We start from the raw sequence: 16,074 nt of genomic DNA, 5'->3' as shown, positions 1-16,074 counted from the left end.
GCCATGGCCCGTCGCTCCACCGCTTCCGTCTTTGCCCGCGCTTACGAGCGCAACCTGAAGGCGCTCACCAAGATCACGCTGAGCAACAGCAAGCGCGTGGCGGGGCAGGTCCAGCGCGCGGCCGCCAAGCGGATGAAGCCGCCGCCCGGCAAGGGCGACTGGCTCAGCGGCATGGCCATGGGTGCGGGCGGCGCGCGGGGCTATCACCTGTTCCGTCCGGCCGATCTGAATTTGCAGCCCGGAGAAAAGCTGCCGCTCATGGTCATGCTGCATGGCTGCGGCCAGACGGGGCGCGACTTTGCATCCAGTACGCGCATGAATGCGCTGGCGGTGCGCCAGCGCTTCCTGGTGCTCTACCCCGAGCAAGACCGGCTGGCCCATCCCCAAGGCTGCTGGAACTGGTACGAGCGCCGCTCCGGCAAGGCCGATGCCGAGGCGGCCACGCTGATGGCTGCCGTCGACCAGGCCTGCATGCTCTACCCGGTCGATCGCGATCGCGTGGCGCTGGCTGGTCTATCGGCTGGCGCCAGCATGGCGGCCCTGCTGGCCACGCGCTACCCGAACCGCTTTCGCGCGGTCGTCATGCATTCGGGTGTTGCGCCCGGCGCCGCGAAGTCGTCGGCCACTGCGCTTGGCGCCATGCGCGGGCAGAACGTGCCGCCGATGCCCGTCACCGCGGTCGGCAAGGCCATGGGCGCCGCGGCCGTCTTTGCGACCCTGCCGCCGATGCTGGTGCTGCATGGCGATGCCGATGCCGTGGTGGCGCCCAGCAATGCCGCCAGCAGCGCGGCCGTGTGGGCCACGGCCATGGGCGCGCGGCCGGGGCTTTCGCGCGACACGCAGCGCGGCAAGCGCCGTGCGATGCGCGTGACCGACTTCAAGCGCAAGGGGCGCACGGTCGTCATGCTGTGCGAGATCGCGGGCCTGGGGCATTCGTGGAGCGGCGGTGCGGCGCGGCTGATGTTCAGCGACCCGTCCGGGCCCGACGCCACGCGCATGACATGGGCCTTTGCGTCCGCGCAGTTCAAGCACGCGGCCAAAGCGACCAAGGACTGAGAAAGAACAAGCCCGCTACCCGGCCACCGTTTCGCGGGCGGCCGCGCGCCACGCACCGGGCGCCATGCCCTTCTCGCGCTTGAAGGCCTTGCTGAACGCGGCCTCCGATTCGTAGCCCACCGCGCCGGCAATCGTGCCCACGGCGGCGTGGCCCTGGCCCAGCATGTTGCCGGCCTTGAACATGCGCCACTGCGTGAGGTATTCCAGCGGGGCCTGCCCCACGCGCTCGCGAAAGCGCTGCGCGAAGGCCGAGCGCGACAGGCTCGCGGCTGCCGCCAGCGATTCGACCGTCCAGTCGCGTGCCATGTCCTTGTGCATCGCGCGCAGGGCCGGGCCGATGCGCGCGTCGGCCAGCGCGGCCAGCCAGCCCGTCTGCGATTCGTCCTGGGCCGCGACGTGGGCGCGCACCGCCTGCACGAACACGATGTCGGCCAGCCGGCTCACGAGCAGGCTGGAGCCCAGGCCGGGCTCGCCGGTTTCCATCGCCAGCAGTTGCAGCGTGCCTTGCAGCGCGAGCGCGCGGGCCCGTTCCATCTTCACGTGCAGCAGCACCGGCAGCAGGTCGAGCAGCGGCCGCGCGGCGCGCTGGTCGAAGTGGAACCAGCCGCAGATCACCGAGGCCGCCGTGCCCGTGCCGCCCAGTTCCACGAGGCCGCCGATGCGGTCGCGCACGACCGAGACGCAGCTCACCGTGGGCGTGTCCGGATGGTCGCGCAGCACGTAAGGCGTGCCGTGCGCCAGCACATAGCAGTCGCCCGCGGCCAGCGCCACGGGCTGCTCTACGCCCTCGACTTCGAGCAGGCAGCCACCGCGCACCACGAGGCCGAAGCGCGCGCTTTCTCCGCCGGCCAGGCTCACGCCCCAGGGCGCGCCGGCCTCGAGGCGGGCATACACCGCGCTGCGCACGCGCATGGCGGCGAAAACGTCGTCGAGGGGGTCCATGAAGGCTCCTGTGGAAGTGGACGATTGGACAAGATTGTCGGCCTTTCAGGCATTCACTGTCCATCGATTGCGGAAGAAACTGCAGCCTCACTCTTTCGCCGCACTGGAGCAGACCCCATGAATGCCAACCCCGCATTTGCCGAACTTGCCGACCGCTATGTCGCGGTCTGGAACGAAACCGATGCCGCCGCGCGCCGCGACGCCATCGCCAGCCTCTGGGCGCCTGATGGCGAGCACTACGTGCGCACGCTGCAGGCCAAGGGCTACGAGGCGCTGCAGCAGCGCGTCACCAGCTCGCACGAGAAAAACGTGCGCGACGGCGGCTTTCGCTTCGTTGCCACGGGTGACGCCCAGGCGTTGCACAACGCCGTGATGTTCCATTGGCAGATGGTCCCTGCCGCCGGCGGCCCCGTGGTCGCACTCGGGCTGGAGTTCCTGGTGCTGGCACAGGACGGTCGCATCGCCATCGACTACCAGTTCATCCTGCCCACGCCTGCCGTCTGATCGCCTGAAAAAGCTCGGCCATGACCTTCGAGGTCATTGCTGTCATGCGCCATCACCCCAACACTCGAGCCCATCATGACCCCCTCCAACCCCGCTGCTTCGGCAGCATCGCTTTCCTCCCCGGGCATTCAGGGCGGGGCCGCAACGAAGCCCGGGCCGCTCGGCCTGTGGGTCATGCTCAGCGGCACCTTCCTGGTGGTGCTGGATTTCTTCATCGTCAACGTCGCGCTGCCCTCGATGCAACGCGAGCTGCAGGCCGGCACCGCCACCCTGCAACTGGTGGTGGCGGGCTACGGCCTTGCCACCGCCGCCGGCCTGATCACCGGCGGCCGGCTCGGCGACATGTTCGGTCGCCGCCGCATGTTCATGCTCGGCCTGCTGCTCTTCACGCTGGCGTCGGCCGCCTGCGGCTTCGCGCCGAACGCTGAACTGCTGGTGGCCGCTCGCGTGCTGCAAGGCCTGGCCGGCGCGCTGTTGCAGCCGCAGGTGCTGGCGATGATCGGCCTGGCCTACACAGGCGAAGACCGCGCGCGTGCCTTCGCGGCCTACGGCCTCACGCTGGGGCTCGGCGCCACGCTGGGGCAGCTCGTCGGAGGCCTGCTCATTCATGCGGATCTGGCGGGGCTCGGCTGGCGCAGTTGCTTTCTCATCAACGTGCCCATCGGCCTGCTGGCGCTGGTACTCGCACCGCGCGTGATTCCGCCGACGGCAAATGGCGGAAGCCACAACAGCAAGCTCGATCTGGTCGGCATGCTGCTCGTGGCTGCGGGTTCGGTCGCGGTGGTGCTGCCGCTGGTGGAAGGCCGCCAGCAAGGCTGGCCGCTGTGGAGCTGGCTGTGCCTTGCCGCCGCGCTGCCCTTGCTGGCCGCGTTCGCCTTCCAGCAGCGCCGGCTCGCCGCACGCGGCGGTGCGCCACTGGTGGCGCCGGCCTTGTTGGCGAACCGCCGCTTCGTCATGGGGCTGCTCACCGTGCTGGCCTTCTACGTGGGCAACGCCTCGCTGTACTTCGTGATGGCCCTCTACCTTCAGCAAGGACTGGCGCTGGACCCGCTGACCTCGGGCATCGTCTTCACATCGCTGGCGATCGGCTTCCTCGTCACCTCGATGGCCGGCGCGCGCCTGGCACGCCGCTTCGGCGGCAAGCCGCCCATCACGCTCGGTGCTCTCGTGCTGGCGGCGGGCCATGCGCTGCAGTTCGTCAACGTGGCCGGATGGGCGGGGCACACGCACGTGGTCGCGTGGATGGTGCCGCTGTTCCTCTTGCAAGGCGCGGGGCTCGGCATGGTGATGGCGCCGCTGGTGTCGACCGTGCTGGCCGGCCTGCCGCCGCAGCATGCGGGCGTGGCCTCGGGTGTGTTGTCGATGGTGCAGCAGGGGAGCAATGCGCTGGGCGTCGCGTTGATCGGCATCCTGTTCTACGGCCGGCTGGGCGACGCGGTGGACACGGCCAGCTATTCGGGCGCGCTCGGTGTGGCGCTGATCTACCTGATGGGGTCTGCGCTGCTTGTCGCGGTGCTGCATCGCCGCGGCAGCCGGCAACCCTTCGCGCAGGGGTGAGCGTGCGGTTGCCATGCCAAACTCCTGCCCGCATCACAGGAGTGGCAGGAGCGACATGGACACCGGACTGGAACAACTGAATCAGGCGCTGCGCGAGTTCGCCAGGGCCCGCGACTGGGAGCCCTTCCATTCGCCCAAGAACCTGGCGTCGGCGCTTTCGGTGGAGGCGGCCGAACTGCTGGAGCATTTCCAGTGGCTGACCGAGGCGCAGAGCAGATCGCTCTCGCCCGAAAAGCGCGCCGAGGTCGGCACCGAGATCGCCGATGTCTTTCTCTACCTGCTGCAACTGGCTGACAAGCTGGGCATCGATCTGGTCGAGGCGGCGAAAAGCAAGATGGTCCTGAACGCGATCAAGTACCCGGTTCCGCCGCTGTCACCGCTGGCCTGAGTACCTCCGTGTACGCCACCCGGCGTATTTCCCCTTCCTGGTGCATTCCGCAGACTCCTCTCCATCGCCAGCCGTGCGCTGTCGACAAGGTTCAACCCACCCGGAGCAGGAGTCCACATGCAACGTCGTTTCACACTCAAGGCGCTCACCGCCGCCGTCGCGCTGGCCAGCATTTCTGCTGCGCCTGCATTTGCCGCCGACACCATCAAGGTCGGCGTGCTGCACTCGCTGTCGGGCACGATGGCCATCTCGGAAACCGTGTTGAAAGACACGGTGCTGATGGCGATCGACGACATCAACAAGAAGGGCGGCGTGCTGGGCAAGCAGCTCGAACCCGTGGTGGTCGACCCGGCTTCCAACTGGCCGCTGTTCGCTGAAAAAACCAAGCAACTGCTCGGCCAGGACAAGGTCTCGGTGATCTTCGGCTGCTGGACCTCGGTGTCGCGCAAGTCGGTGCTGCCGGTGGTCGAGGAAATGAACGGCCTGCTGTTCTACCCCGTGCAGTACGAGGGTGAAGAACTCTCGAAGAACGTGTTCTACACGGGCGCCGCGCCCAACCAGCAAGCCATTCCGGCGGTCGACTACCTGATGAGCAAGGAAGGCGGCGGCGCCAAGCGCTGGGTGTTGCTGGGCACCGACTATGTGTACCCCCGCACCACCAACAAGATCCTGCGCGCCTACTTGAAGAGCAAGGGCGTGAAGGACACCGACATTGACGAGAAGTACACCCCCTTCGGCCACAGCGACTACCAGACCATCGTTGCCGACATCAAGAAGTTCTCGGCCGGCGGCAAGACGGCCGTGGTGTCGACCATCAACGGCGACTCCAACGTGCCCTTCTACAAGGAACTGGGCAACGCGGGCCTGAAGGCCAAGGACGTGCCGGTCGTCGCCTTCTCGGTGGGTGAGGAAGAACTGCGCGGCGTGGACACCAAGCCGCTGGTCGGCCACCTGGCCGCCTGGAACTACTTCATGAGCCTGAAGAACCCGACCAACACGGCGTTCATCAAGGAATGGAGCGAGTACGCCAAGGCCAAGAAGATCCCCGGCCACATGGACAAGCCGCTGACCAATGACCCGATGGAAGCCACCTGGATCGGCATCCACATGTGGAAGCAGGCGGTCGAGAAGGCCAAGAGCACCGACACCGACAAGGTGATCGCTGCGATGGCCGGCCAGACCTTCACTGCACCGTCGGGCATCGTCTCGAAGATGGACGAGAAGAACCATCACCTGCACAAGAGCGTGTTCATCGGCGAGATCAAGGCCGATGGTCAGTTCAACGTGGTGTGGAAGACGCCGGGCCCGGTGAAGGCCAAGCCTTGGAGCCCGTATATCGAAGGCAATGACAAGAAGCCGGATTACCCGGCTGGCAAGTCGATGTAATTTTTCGACAACTCCCTGGCTCTTGCTCCCTCTCCCCTTGGGGAGAGGGCAGGGGTGAGGGCAGCGGCGGTCGATCTGGCCGCCGTGTCTTTTGGAAGGCCGCCGGCCCTCACCCCAACCCTCTCCCCCAGGGGAGAGGGGGCAACACGAATCTCATGATGCTTCGACGAACCCTTCACTGCGCACTCGCCGCCATGCTCCTCATGGCATCGGCCGCCCACGCGCTGACCGCCGACGAAGCCCGGGCCATTGCCTCCGGCGAATCCGAAGCCCGCATCGCCGCGCTCAACAAGGCCGTGCTCACGGCCGACGACAAGACCGCCGCCTTCATCCAGGCCATGTCCGACGACGCGGTCAAGTACAGCGAAGACAAGGTCTTCGTGATGAAGGACGACAAGGGCTACGACCCCGTGACCGGCGCCGAACTCAAGGTGCCCGACACAGCGGAAGACGTCGTCAACAACAACCTCATGCGCGGCGCGCTCGATGCCGCGCAAGCCGCGCTCAAGCTCACAAGCAAGGACGACGCGGTGCGCGCCGAAGCGGCGCAGGCGCTCTTCAAGGACCCTGACGAATCCCGCATCCCCATGGTCGAGAAGGCGCTCGCCGCCGAGACCAACCCGAAGATCAAGGCGCAGCTCGAATTGGTGCGCGCCGCCGGCATGCTCGCCAGCGCCGACAAGGCCAAGCGCCTCGTGGCCGCCAAGGAGTTGGGCAACAACCGCAACCCCGACACCAAGCTGCTGCTCAACCAGCGACTGGCCGATGAAACCGAGGCGGACGTCAAGGCGGCCATCGTGGCTTCCATCGCCCACATCGACGGCTCGCTGGTCTGGGGCGACCGCATCAACGCCATCTTCAGCGGCATCAGCCTGGGCTCGGTGCTGCTGCTCGCCGCGCTGGGCCTGGCCATCACCTACGGCCTGATGGGCGTCATCAACATGGCGCATGGCGAGCTGATGATGATCGGCGCCTACGCCACCTACGTGATGCAGGGCATCTTCCAGAAGTACATGCCCGAGGCGGCGTTCGGCTGGTATCTGGTGGCAGCGATCCCCGTGTCCTTCCTCGCATCGGCGCTGGTGGGCGCGGTGCTCGAACGCGGTGTGATTCGCTTCCTGTACGGCCGGCCGCTCGAAACGTTGCTCGCCACCTGGGGCATCAGCCTGATGCTGCAGCAACTGGTGCGCACGCTCTTCGGCGCGCAGAACGTCGGTGTGGAAAACCCCGGCTGGATGAGCGGCGGCTTCACCATGCTGAGCAACGTCACGCTGCCGTGGAACCGCATCTGCATCATCATCTTCGCGGTGCTCGTATTGCTCGCGATGGGCTGGCTCATCGGCAAGACGCGCCTGGGCCTGTTCGTGCGCGGCGTCACGCAGAACCGACCGATCGCTTCGTGCATGGGCGTGAACACCGCGCGCATTGACACCTACGCCTTTGCGCTCGGCTCCGGCATCGCGGGCCTGGCCGGCTGCGCGCTGAGCCAGATCGGCAACGTCGGCCCGGACCTGGGCCAGAGCTACATCGTCGACAGCTTCATGGTGGTCGTGATGGGCGGCGTCGGCCAGTTGGCGGGCACCGTGTATGCGGCGCTGGGGCTGGGCATTCTCAACAAGTTCATCGAAGGCTGGGCGGGCGCCGTGCTTGCCAAGATCGCGGTGCTGGTTTTCATCATCATCTTCATCCAGAAGAGACCACAGGGCATCTTCGCGATGAAGGGCCGGAGCGCAGAGGCATGAGCAAGGTCACGTTACCAACCAAAGGGCCGCTGCTGAGCGGCAAGGGCTGGACAGCCTTCTTCATCGCGCTGATCGTGGTGTGCGCCGTGGCGCCGGTGCTGAACATCGTGGTGCCGGTCGACAGCCCACTGCACATGAGCGACTACGCCGTGGCGCTGGTCGGCAAGATCATGTGCTACGCCATCTGTGCACTGGCCATGGACCTGATCTGGGGCTACACCGGCATCCTCTCGCTGGGCCACGGCCTGTTCTTCGCGCTCGGTGGCTACATGATGGGCATGTACCTCATGCGCCAGATCGGCCGCGACGGCAACTACAAGAGCGACCTGCCCGACTTCATGGTGTTCCTCGACTGGAAGACGCTGCCCTGGCACTGGACCTTCAGCGACAGCTTCGTGATGACGCTGGTGATGATCGTCGCGGTGCCCGGCTTCATCGCCTTCGTGTTCGGCTTCTTCGCGTTCCGCTCGCGCATCAAGGGCGTGTATTTTTCAATCATCACGCAGGCCATGACCTTCGCCGCGATGCTGCTGTTCTTTCGCAACGAGACGGGCTTCGGCGGCAACAACGGCTTTACCGATTTCAAGCGCATCCTGAACATTCCGATCGCCACGCAAGAGATGCGGATGACGCTGTTCGCGCTCACGGGTCTCACGCTGCTGGGCTTCTTCCTGTTCGCCAAATGGCTCATCGGCAGCAAGTTCGGCCGCGTGCTGCAGGCCATTCGCGATGCCGAAACGCGCGTGATGTTCTCGGGCTACAACCCGCTGCCCTACAAGCTCACGATCTGGGTGATCTCCGCCGTGATGTGCGGCGTGGCCGGCGCGCTGTATGTGCCGCAGGTCGGCATCATCAACCCGGGCGAGATGAGCGCGGCCAACTCCATCGAGATCGCCATCTGGGCCGCGGTGGGCGGACGCGCCACGCTGATCGGGCCGATCATCGGCGCCTTCATCGTCAATGGCGCGAAGAGCTGGCTCACCGTGGCGTATCCCGAATACTGGCTGTACTTCCTGGGCGCCTTGTTCATTGCTGTCACGCTGTTCCTGCCGAACGGCATCGTGGGGTTGGTGCGCAAGTGGTTGTCGCGCGAGAAGAAGAAGGAGGCCGCGCCCGCCGAAGCGGTGCAGGAGGCACGACGCGCCGTGGCAACCGAGCAGGGCGTGGAGCCCGATGCACTGGCCTCGTTGCCGGTGGACGCGAAGGGAGCCCGCGCATGACGCCCGACCTGATGGAAGCCGGCGCCGAGCGTGCAGCGCGCGCGAGCGGTCTTGTGCATGGCAGCGGCAACACCGAGTCCGGTGGCCGCGCCGCCGGCTTCGGCCGCGTCGCCACGCCGGGCGAGGTCGACATCACGCACGGCCGCATCCTGTACCTGGAAGACGTGAGCGTGAGCTTCGACGGATTCAAGGCCATCAACAAGCTGTCGCTCGACATCGCGCCGGGCGAGCTGCGCTGCATCATCGGCCCGAACGGCGCAGGCAAGACGACGATGATGGACATCATTACCGGCAAGACGCGGCCCGATTCGGGCACCGTGTTCTTCGGCAGCACCATCGACCTGCTGCGCCATCGCGAGGCCGACATTGCGCAACTGGGCATCGGACGCAAGTTCCAGAAGCCGACGGTGTTCGAGCATCTGACGGTGTTCGAGAACCTCGAACTCGCGCTCAAGACCAACAAGGGTGTGCGCGCGTCGATGCTGTTCAAGCTCGACTCGGCGCAGAGCGATCGTCTGGCCGAAGTGCTGGAGACCATTCACCTGGCCGAGAGCGTGTCGCGCATGGCCGGCAACCTCAGCCATGGCCAGAAGCAGTGGCTCGAAATCGGCATGCTGCTGATGCAAGACCCGAAACTGCTGCTGCTCGATGAGCCCGTGGCCGGCATGACCGACGAAGAAACCGCTCGCACAGCCGAACTGTTCCTCACGCTCAAGGGCAAGCATTCGCTGATGGTGGTGGAGCACGACATGAGCTTCATCCGCACCATCTCCGAGATCGTCACCGTGTTGTGCGACGGCTCCGTGCTGGCGCAGGGCACCTTGGACGAAGTGCAGGCTGACGAACGTGTGATCGAGGTTTATCTTGGACGCTGATGCTGTTCAGGGTGCGGCGATGGGGGTTGAGCCCTTGGGCGGCCGACGTCACCGGCCCTTCGGGCTTCCCTGCGCTGCTCGCGACGGGCGGGGTCTCGCAGAACTCGCTTCGCTCAAACAGCTGCGAGCCCTGATCCGCCCGTCGCTGCGCTGCTCGGCGGTGCCTCAACGGCCACCCAAGGGCTCAACCCCCATCGCCGTGGGCGGCGCTGTTGTCGATTGCCCCGCCTTTGGGGCCGTGTCTGTGCTTGCGCCCGCGTCCCTGTCTTGCTCCCTCTCCCTTTGGGAGAGGGCTGGGGTGAGGGCCGACGGCAACAACTCCACGACCGGCGCCCGGTACGCGGTGCGGTGTGATCGGCCCCTCTGTGCCGCCGAGGAGCGCAGCGTTTCGCGGATCAGGGCTCGCAGCTGTTTGAGCGCAGCGAGTTCTGCGAGACCCCGCGAAATGCGAGCACCGCAGGGAAGCCCGAAGGGCCGGCACAGTGGGGCTGACCGCGCCGTGCCGTGTACCGGGTGCTCTCCAAAGAACCCAAGGAAGGAGTCAAACAAATGCTGACAGTAAAAAACATCCACCAGTACTACGGCGGCTCCCACATCCTGCGAGACGTGAGCTTCGAGGCAACGCTGGGCAAGGTCACCGTTCTGCTGGGCCGTAACGGCGTAGGCAAGACAACGCTGCTGAAATCGCTGATGGGCCTCGTCCCCATCAAGAGCGGCAGCATCGAACTCGAAGGCAAGCCGATCCAGAAGGCGACCCCTTACGACAGGGCAAGAGCAGGCATCGGCTTCGTCCCGCAAGGCCGCGAAATCTTCGCCAGGCTCACGGTAGAAGAAAACCTGCGCATGGGCCTCGCCTACAAGAGCGGCAGCACGCCCATTCCCGCAGAGCTGTACGACCTGTTCCCCGTGCTCAAGCAGATGATCAACAGGCGCGGCGGCGACCTTTCCGGCGGCCAGCAGCAGCAACTCGCCATCGCGCGCGCCCTCGCACCCAAGCCCAGGCTGCTGATCCTCGATGAGCCCACCGAAGGCATCCAGCCCAGCATCATCAAGGACATCGGTCGCGTCATCCGCATGCTCGCCGACCGTGGCGACATGGCCATCGTGCTGTGCGAGCAGTACTACGACTTCGCCCAGGAACTGGCCGACGACTACCTCGTGATGGAGCGCGGCGAAGTCATTGCGCGCGGCCTTGGCAAGGACATGGAAGCGCAGGGCGTGCGCCAGCTCGTGGCCATCTGAACCTGCGGGGAAGGGCCTGCAAGGCGGTGCAGATACCGGGCCACCGGCATCCGTGTATCGGCATGATTTCAGGGTTTACCCTAAAATCGCGCTTCTGCCCGTCGTCGCTGGGCAACCTCTCAGGAGCCTGGCCTTGAACGCCTCCCCACCCGCGCTGGACAGCGCGGACACCGATATTTCCGTTTCCCCTTCCTCGACGTCGCCTCCCAATTTCTTGCGGGCAGTGCTTGCGCTCGGCGTTGGTGGCTTTGCCATCGGCACCGGCGAGTTCGTCATCATGGGCCTGCTGCCCGAGGTCGCGAGCGACATCGGCGTCAGCATTCCGCAGGCGGGCCACGTCATCAGCGCCTATGCGCTGGGCGTAGTCATCGGCGCGCCCGTGCTCGCGGTGCTTGCGGCCGGCTGGGGCCGGCGCGCACTGCTGATTGCGCTCATGGCCGTGTTCGCCGCCGGCAACTTCGCCAGCGCAATGGCGCCGGGCTACCTGTCGCTCAACCTGCTGCGCTTTGCGACGGGCCTGCCGCACGGCACCTACTTCGGCGTCGCCGCGCTCGTGGCCGCCACGCTCGCGCCACCCGGGCGCCGCGCACGCGCCGTGGGCCTCGTGATGCTGGGGCTCACCGGCGCCACGCTCGTCGGCGTGCCCATCGCCGCATGGCTCGGCCAGTTCTTCGGTTGGCGCGCGGCCTTCGTGTTCGTCGGCATCATCGCGCTGATCGCCGTGGCGCTGCTGCGCCGCGACATCCCCGACATCGCAGCCGCACACGGCGCCAGCCCGTGGCGCGAACTGGGCGCACTCAAGCGCAAGCAGGTGTGGTTCACGCTCGGCATCGGTGCCATCGGCTTCGGCGGCATGTTCGCGGTGTTCAGCTACATCAAGCCCACGCTCGTCGAAGTGGCCGGCCTGCCGATCGGCGGCGTGCCCCTGGTGCTCGCGCTGTTCGGCCTGGGCATGGTCATGGGCAATCTCGTCGGCGCGCGGCTGGCCGACAAGTCGCTGATGCGCACCATCGGCGGCCTGCTGGTCTATGCGGCGCTGGTGCTCGCGATGTTCACCTTTGCGGCGCACAACGTGGTGACGGCCGCCATCAACGTCTTCCTGATCGGCACCACCGTCGCCATCGGCCCGGCGCTGCAGATCCGCCTGATGGACGTGGCCGGCGATGCGCAGACACTGGCGGCCGCGCTCAATCACTCGGCCTTCAACATGGCCAACGCGCTGGGCGCGTGGCTCGGTGGCGTGGCCATTGCCGCGGGCCTGGGCTGGACATCGACCGGCTGGGTCGGCGCCTTGCTGGCGCTGGCCGGCATGGGCGTGTTCGGCTGGGCGATCGCCAGTGCGCGCGCCGAGGCGAGGCGACCGGGCACGGTGGCCTGCTGAGCGCTGCTCGCGTCGTCTTGCGCTAGGGGCGTGCGGTGGTTGGCGCGGTGCGCTCGCGCATCAGCGAGGCAAAGTTCTGCAGCTCTGCCGCATTCAGGTCCGACACGGCCCAGGCCTGCATGCCGCCCTGGGCCCAATGGATGAGCTGGTAGCCCTGCCTTGTAGAGAACGCCGGTGCTGCCGGCTTTGCATCCGCTGCCGCAGGCCAGTAAAAAAGATTGATGACGTGCGGGCCTGATCGGTACACCAGCGCGGCCACGGTGCGCCCATCGAGGTAGTCGAGCCGGCCGCCCGTCAGCGGAAAACCATCGGTGGCCAGGTCGACCACGGGCGGCGAGAAATCGAGCTTGCCCGCAAACCACGGTTTGACCGTGTGCTGGTCGGACGAAGCCACATCGGCCAGATGCGACGCCATCAGCGAGCGCACATGGTTGCCCGTGACTGCCTCGGCCAGTGCGTCCTGCGACGGCACCGGGCTCGCCAGCAGAACGAGCGCAAGGCCCCACGCCGTTGCAGCGCCCGTACCGAACCAGGCCAATCCCTTCCACCCGTCGCGTGGCTTTCGCGTCAGCGCCGGTGGTGTGGCAGCAGCCTCGGTACGCACCGACTGGCGGATGCGCTCCGCCAGCCCCTCGGGCGGCGCATGCCGTACCGCATGGCGACGGATCAGCGGCCTCAGTTCGTCGTCAGAAACCTGCATGGTGTGTCCTTTCTCCCGCATCGCCGGGGCGTTCCGCGCGCAGGCTGTCGCGCAGCAAGGCCCGCGCGCGCGACAGGCGCGACATCACCGTGCCCAAAGGCACGCCGGCGATGCGTGCAATGTCTTCGTAGCGCATCTCTTCCAGTTCGCGAAGCACGATGACTTCGCGATAGACCGGCGGCAACGCATCGATGGCCGCATTGACGCGCTCGCCCTGCGCGCGTTGCTCCCACAACCTCGCCGGATCGCCTGCATCCGCCGAAGCCGGCGCGGCGGCGGATTCACTGTCGCGCAGCTCATCGAACTCCACCTGGTCGGCCAGTTGCCGGTTCTGCCGCATCCAGTCGTAGCAGGCATTGCGCACGATGCCGAGCAGCCACGGCCGCGCGCTTTCGCCGCGCAGCCCTTCAAAGAAACGGAACGCGCGCAGATACGCCTCTTGCACCGCGTCGTCGGCCAACTGGTCGTCGCGCAACAACCAGCGCGCAAGGTTCCACGCCGCATCGAGATGCGGCAGCGCGGCGGCTTCGAACTGGCGTGTGCGGTCGGTCAATGGGCTTCTTCTTCCTGCATGACGTGGCAGCCCGGCGCTTTATTCCCACTTTTTTCAACGACCTGTCGGGAATAAGAAGGGCACGCCATGCGTCATGCCCTGTGTCGATTCTGCTCTTCATCAGGAGTTATTCACCATGACCGCCATTCCCCGATTCACCCGCTTTCTTGTTGTTCTCGCGGCCCTCGCCGCCTCCGTTGCCACCGCTTCCGCAGCCGGTCCCAAGGCCTATGTGGGCAACTTCAAGGACAGCACAGTCAGCGTGATCGACACCGACAGTGAGGCCGTCGTCGCCACCGTCCCCGTCGCCGCAGGGCCGGACGGCATCGTCGTTTCTTCCAACGGACGCAGCGTGTACGTCAGCGGCTCCGGCGCGTCGGCGGTGAGCGAGATCGACGCCGCCACCGACCGCGTGGCGCGCAGCATCGACGTGGGCAAGGGGCCGCAGGGCCTGGCGCTGACGCCCGATGGCAAGTGGCTGCTGGTCGCGGTCAACGGCGACGACCGCATGGCCCTGGTCGACACTGCAACGCATGCCGTGAGCGCCACCGTGCCGGTGCCCAAGCCGCACACCATCGCCGTGCGGCCCGACGGTCGCCAGGCTTATGTCGCGTCGCAGGAGCCGGGGCATTTCGCGCTCGTCGTCATCGACCTGGCCGCGCGCAAGGTGGTCACCGAGCTGCCGCTCGACAAGGCGCCGCGCGACCTGGAGTTCGGCCATGACGGCAAGGCGCTGTACCTCACGCTGGCCGGCGTGCCCGCCGTGCAGGTGCTGGACCCCGCAACCAACCAGTGGGGCGCGCCGATTCCCACCGGCGTCTCGCCGCACATCGCCCAGCACTTCGCCGGCATGGCGAGCGGCGTGGTGGTGGTGCAGGGGCCCGGTGAAGTCATGCTGTTCGACCCCGCCGCGCGCACGGCGGTGCGCAGCATCGGCGTGGGCAAGCAGCCGCACTGGCTCGACCTCTCGGCGGATGGCAAGAAGCTGTGGGTGAGCAACGAGGGCTCCAACGATGTGAGCGTGGTCGATCTGGCCGGCGGCCCGATGCACACCGTGGCCGTGGGCAACGCGCCGCGCAAGATTGCCGTGCAGCGCGTTGCGTTGGCAGCGTCCGCGCACGCGGCCGGCTCATCGCATGTGGCGATTCGCAACTTCGCCTTCGAGCCTGCTCAGATCACCGTCAAGGCCGGCCAGAGCGTCACATGGCAGAACGATGACGGCGCGCCGCACGGCCTGGTCTTCAAGAACGGCAGCGCCGGCATCGACCTGATGCTGCCGGGCAAGTCCTTCACCCGCAGCTTCGACAAGCCGGGCACCTACGACTACGCCTGCACCGTGCATGCGTACATGACGGCAAGGGTGACGGTCATTGCACCCTGACCGGCGCGGTTTCGGTGCGATGTCTATGATGGTTCCGCGAGCCGCGCGCGTGCACGGCCCATCCGCTTTCCAGGAGCCAACCCCATGAGCATTCCCACCACGCGGCTCGGCCGCACCGGCCTGACCGTGTCCCGCCTCGCGCTCGGCACCATGACCTTCGGCCTGCAGACCGACGAGACGGTGTCGCACCAGATCCTCGACAAGGCGGCCGACGCCGGCATCAACTTCCTCGACACCGCCGACGTGTACCCGCTCGGCGGCACCGTCGAGACCACGGGCCGCACCGAAGAGATCATCGGCAACTGGCTGCAAAAGCAGGGCCCGGTCGGCCGCCGCCGTTTTGTTGTCGCCACCAAGGCGGTCAACAAGGTCGGCCCCAACCCGTGGGACCAGGGCGCATCGCGCAAGCATCTGCTCGATGCCATCGACCTCTCGCTCAAGCGGCTGAAGACCGACCACGTCGACCTGTACCAACTGCACATGGACGACCGCGAGACACCGCTCGAAGAAAGCCTCGAGGCGCTCGACATCATCGTGAGGTCGGGCCGTGCGCGCTACATCGGCGTGTCCAACTTCCTGGCGTATCGACTGGCCCGCGCGCTGGGCAAGTCCGAGCTGCACAAGCTCACGCGCTACGTGTCGGTGCAGCCGCGCTACAGCCTGCTGTTTCGCGAGATCGAACGTGAGCTGCTGCCGCTGGCGAGCGAAGAAGGCCTGGGCGTGATTCCCTACAACCCGCTGGCCGGTGGCCTGCTGACCGGCAAGTACAAGGCCGGCGCCAAGCCCGAGGACAACACGCGCTTCACGCTCGGCACCGCCGGCAACATGTACCAGGACCGCTACTGGAACGAGCGCAGCTTCAACACCGTGACGCAACTGCACAAGCTGGCGGATGAGGCCGGCGTGCCGCTGGCGACGCTGGCCGTGGCGTGGGTGATGGCCAATCCGCTGATCACCGCGCCGCTGCTGGGCGCGAGCCGGCCCGAGCAGCTCGATGCGACCATTGCGGCGGCCGAGTACACGATCGATCCGGCGTTGAAGCAGAAGCTGGACGATCTGACCGCCGAGTACCGCAAGGGCGACGCGCCCCGCTGAGTTTGTCTTCTTGCTCCTTCCCCCGGAAGGGGAGGGAGCAAAACCGAAGCAG

General features: G+C 66.8%; 15 protein-coding genes. 12 read left to right on the top strand and 3 right to left on the bottom strand.

The features are described from left to right. The first annotated feature begins 3 nt into the window (after positions 1-3). The gene (locus H7F35_RS03675; protein WP_187111624.1) at positions 4-1,056 is read left to right on the top strand and encodes an alpha/beta hydrolase family esterase; all 1,053 of its coding nucleotides are present in this window, start codon (positions 4-6) and stop codon (positions 1,054-1,056) included. A 15-nt stretch (positions 1,057-1,071) separates the two neighbouring features. On the opposite strand, the gene H7F35_RS03670 is transcribed toward H7F35_RS03675, so the two are convergent. Continuing rightward, positions 1,072-1,998, bottom strand: coding sequence for an AraC family transcriptional regulator (locus H7F35_RS03670; RefSeq protein WP_187111623.1), 927 nt, complete (start codon positions 1,996-1,998; stop codon positions 1,072-1,074). A 117-nt stretch (positions 1,999-2,115) separates the two neighbouring features. Between H7F35_RS03670 and H7F35_RS03665 the strand changes: the two genes are divergently transcribed. The 9 genes from H7F35_RS03665 (at position 2,116) to H7F35_RS03625 (ending at position 12,293) form a co-directional block, all read left to right on the top strand. Further along, on the top strand, positions 2,116-2,502 hold the full coding sequence (locus H7F35_RS03665; protein WP_187111622.1) for a nuclear transport factor 2 family protein: 387 nt from the start codon (positions 2,116-2,118) through the stop codon (positions 2,500-2,502). A gap of 75 nt (positions 2,503-2,577) precedes the next feature. Beyond that, on the top strand, positions 2,578-4,059 hold the full coding sequence (locus H7F35_RS03660; protein WP_187111621.1) for an MFS transporter: 1,482 nt from the start codon (positions 2,578-2,580) through the stop codon (positions 4,057-4,059). 55 nt (positions 4,060-4,114) lie between these two features. Then, positions 4,115-4,447: a nucleotide pyrophosphohydrolase gene (locus tag H7F35_RS03655; protein ID WP_187111620.1), complete on the top strand. Its 333-nt coding sequence runs from the start codon at positions 4,115-4,117 to the stop codon at positions 4,445-4,447. A gap of 117 nt (positions 4,448-4,564) precedes the next feature. After that, entirely contained in the window at positions 4,565-5,833 is a 1,269-nt protein-coding gene (gene urtA / locus H7F35_RS03650; protein WP_187111619.1) for an urea ABC transporter substrate-binding protein, read from the top strand. A 194-nt stretch (positions 5,834-6,027) separates the two neighbouring features. After that, positions 6,028-7,575, top strand: coding sequence for an urea ABC transporter permease subunit UrtB (gene urtB / locus H7F35_RS03645; RefSeq protein WP_187111618.1), 1,548 nt, complete (start codon positions 6,028-6,030; stop codon positions 7,573-7,575). Further along, positions 7,572-8,795 carry an urea ABC transporter permease subunit UrtC gene (gene urtC / locus H7F35_RS03640; RefSeq protein ID WP_187111617.1) on the top strand — a complete coding sequence of 408 codons (1,224 nt, stop codon included), beginning with the start codon at positions 7,572-7,574 and terminating at the stop codon, positions 8,793-8,795. Before urtB ends, urtC begins: the two co-directional genes overlap by 4 nt. Next, on the top strand, positions 8,792-9,670 hold the full coding sequence (gene urtD, locus H7F35_RS03635) for an urea ABC transporter ATP-binding protein UrtD (RefSeq protein WP_187111616.1): 879 nt from the start codon (positions 8,792-8,794) through the stop codon (positions 9,668-9,670). Before urtC ends, urtD begins: the two co-directional genes overlap by 4 nt. Positions 9,671-10,219: 549 nt before the next feature. Beyond that, on the top strand, positions 10,220-10,912 hold the full coding sequence (urtE, locus tag H7F35_RS03630) for an urea ABC transporter ATP-binding subunit UrtE (RefSeq protein ID WP_187111615.1): 693 nt from the start codon (positions 10,220-10,222) through the stop codon (positions 10,910-10,912). Positions 10,913-11,045: 133 nt separating this feature from the next. After that, complete coding sequence (locus H7F35_RS03625; protein ID WP_187111614.1) at positions 11,046-12,293, top strand: MFS transporter; 1,248 nt, start codon at positions 11,046-11,048, stop codon at positions 12,291-12,293. 22 nt (positions 12,294-12,315) lie between these two features. Here H7F35_RS03625 and H7F35_RS03620 read toward each other — a convergent pair whose 3' ends face one another. Both H7F35_RS03620 and H7F35_RS03615 read right to left on the bottom strand, forming a co-directional pair. Continuing rightward, entirely contained in the window at positions 12,316-12,993 is a 678-nt protein-coding gene (locus H7F35_RS03620) for an anti-sigma factor (protein WP_187111613.1), read from the bottom strand. Further along, positions 12,980-13,546 carry a sigma-70 family RNA polymerase sigma factor gene (locus tag H7F35_RS03615; RefSeq protein WP_187111612.1) on the bottom strand — a complete coding sequence of 189 codons (567 nt, stop codon included), beginning with the start codon at positions 13,544-13,546 and terminating at the stop codon, positions 12,980-12,982. The genes H7F35_RS03620 and H7F35_RS03615 overlap by 14 nt, the downstream gene beginning before the upstream one ends. 136 nt (positions 13,547-13,682) lie before the next feature. Here H7F35_RS03615 and H7F35_RS03610 point away from each other — a divergent pair, with 136 nt between their 5' ends. Continuing rightward, the gene (locus tag H7F35_RS03610; RefSeq protein WP_187111611.1) at positions 13,683-14,927 is read left to right on the top strand and encodes a plastocyanin/azurin family copper-binding protein; all 1,245 of its coding nucleotides are present in this window, start codon (positions 13,683-13,685) and stop codon (positions 14,925-14,927) included. Positions 14,928-15,011: 84 nt separating this feature from the next. Continuing rightward, the gene (locus tag H7F35_RS03605; RefSeq protein ID WP_187111610.1) at positions 15,012-16,022 is read left to right on the top strand and encodes an aldo/keto reductase; all 1,011 of its coding nucleotides are present in this window, start codon (positions 15,012-15,014) and stop codon (positions 16,020-16,022) included. Positions 16,023-16,074: the final 52 nt, after the last annotated feature.

The organism is Variovorax sp. PAMC26660 (assembly GCF_014302995.1).
GTDB lineage: Bacteria > Pseudomonadota > Gammaproteobacteria > Burkholderiales > Burkholderiaceae_C > Variovorax.
The sequence above is the reverse complement of the archived record's forward strand: the minus strand, read 5'-3'. Positions and strand labels throughout refer to the sequence as shown.

Coding starts and splice junctions, on each gene's coding strand:
- H7F35_RS03675 (WP_187111624.1), top strand. CDS start 4: ATGGCCCGTCGCTCCACCGCTTCCGTCTTTGCCCGCGCTTACGAGCGC.
- H7F35_RS03670 (WP_187111623.1), bottom strand. CDS start 1,998: ATGGACCCCCTCGACGACGTTTTCGCCGCCATGCGCGTGCGCAGCGCG.
- H7F35_RS03665 (WP_187111622.1), top strand. CDS start 2,116: ATGAATGCCAACCCCGCATTTGCCGAACTTGCCGACCGCTATGTCGCG.
- H7F35_RS03660 (WP_187111621.1), top strand. CDS start 2,578: ATGACCCCCTCCAACCCCGCTGCTTCGGCAGCATCGCTTTCCTCCCCG.
- H7F35_RS03655 (WP_187111620.1), top strand. CDS start 4,115: ATGGACACCGGACTGGAACAACTGAATCAGGCGCTGCGCGAGTTCGCC.
- urtA (WP_187111619.1), top strand. CDS start 4,565: ATGCAACGTCGTTTCACACTCAAGGCGCTCACCGCCGCCGTCGCGCTG.
- urtB (WP_187111618.1), top strand. CDS start 6,028: ATGCTCCTCATGGCATCGGCCGCCCACGCGCTGACCGCCGACGAAGCC.
- urtC (WP_187111617.1), top strand. CDS start 7,572: ATGAGCAAGGTCACGTTACCAACCAAAGGGCCGCTGCTGAGCGGCAAG.
- urtD (WP_187111616.1), top strand. CDS start 8,792: ATGACGCCCGACCTGATGGAAGCCGGCGCCGAGCGTGCAGCGCGCGCG.
- urtE (WP_187111615.1), top strand. CDS start 10,220: ATGCTGACAGTAAAAAACATCCACCAGTACTACGGCGGCTCCCACATC.
- H7F35_RS03620 (WP_187111613.1), bottom strand. CDS start 12,993: ATGCAGGTTTCTGACGACGAACTGAGGCCGCTGATCCGTCGCCATGCG.
- H7F35_RS03610 (WP_187111611.1), top strand. CDS start 13,683: ATGACCGCCATTCCCCGATTCACCCGCTTTCTTGTTGTTCTCGCGGCC.
- H7F35_RS03605 (WP_187111610.1), top strand. CDS start 15,012: ATGAGCATTCCCACCACGCGGCTCGGCCGCACCGGCCTGACCGTGTCC.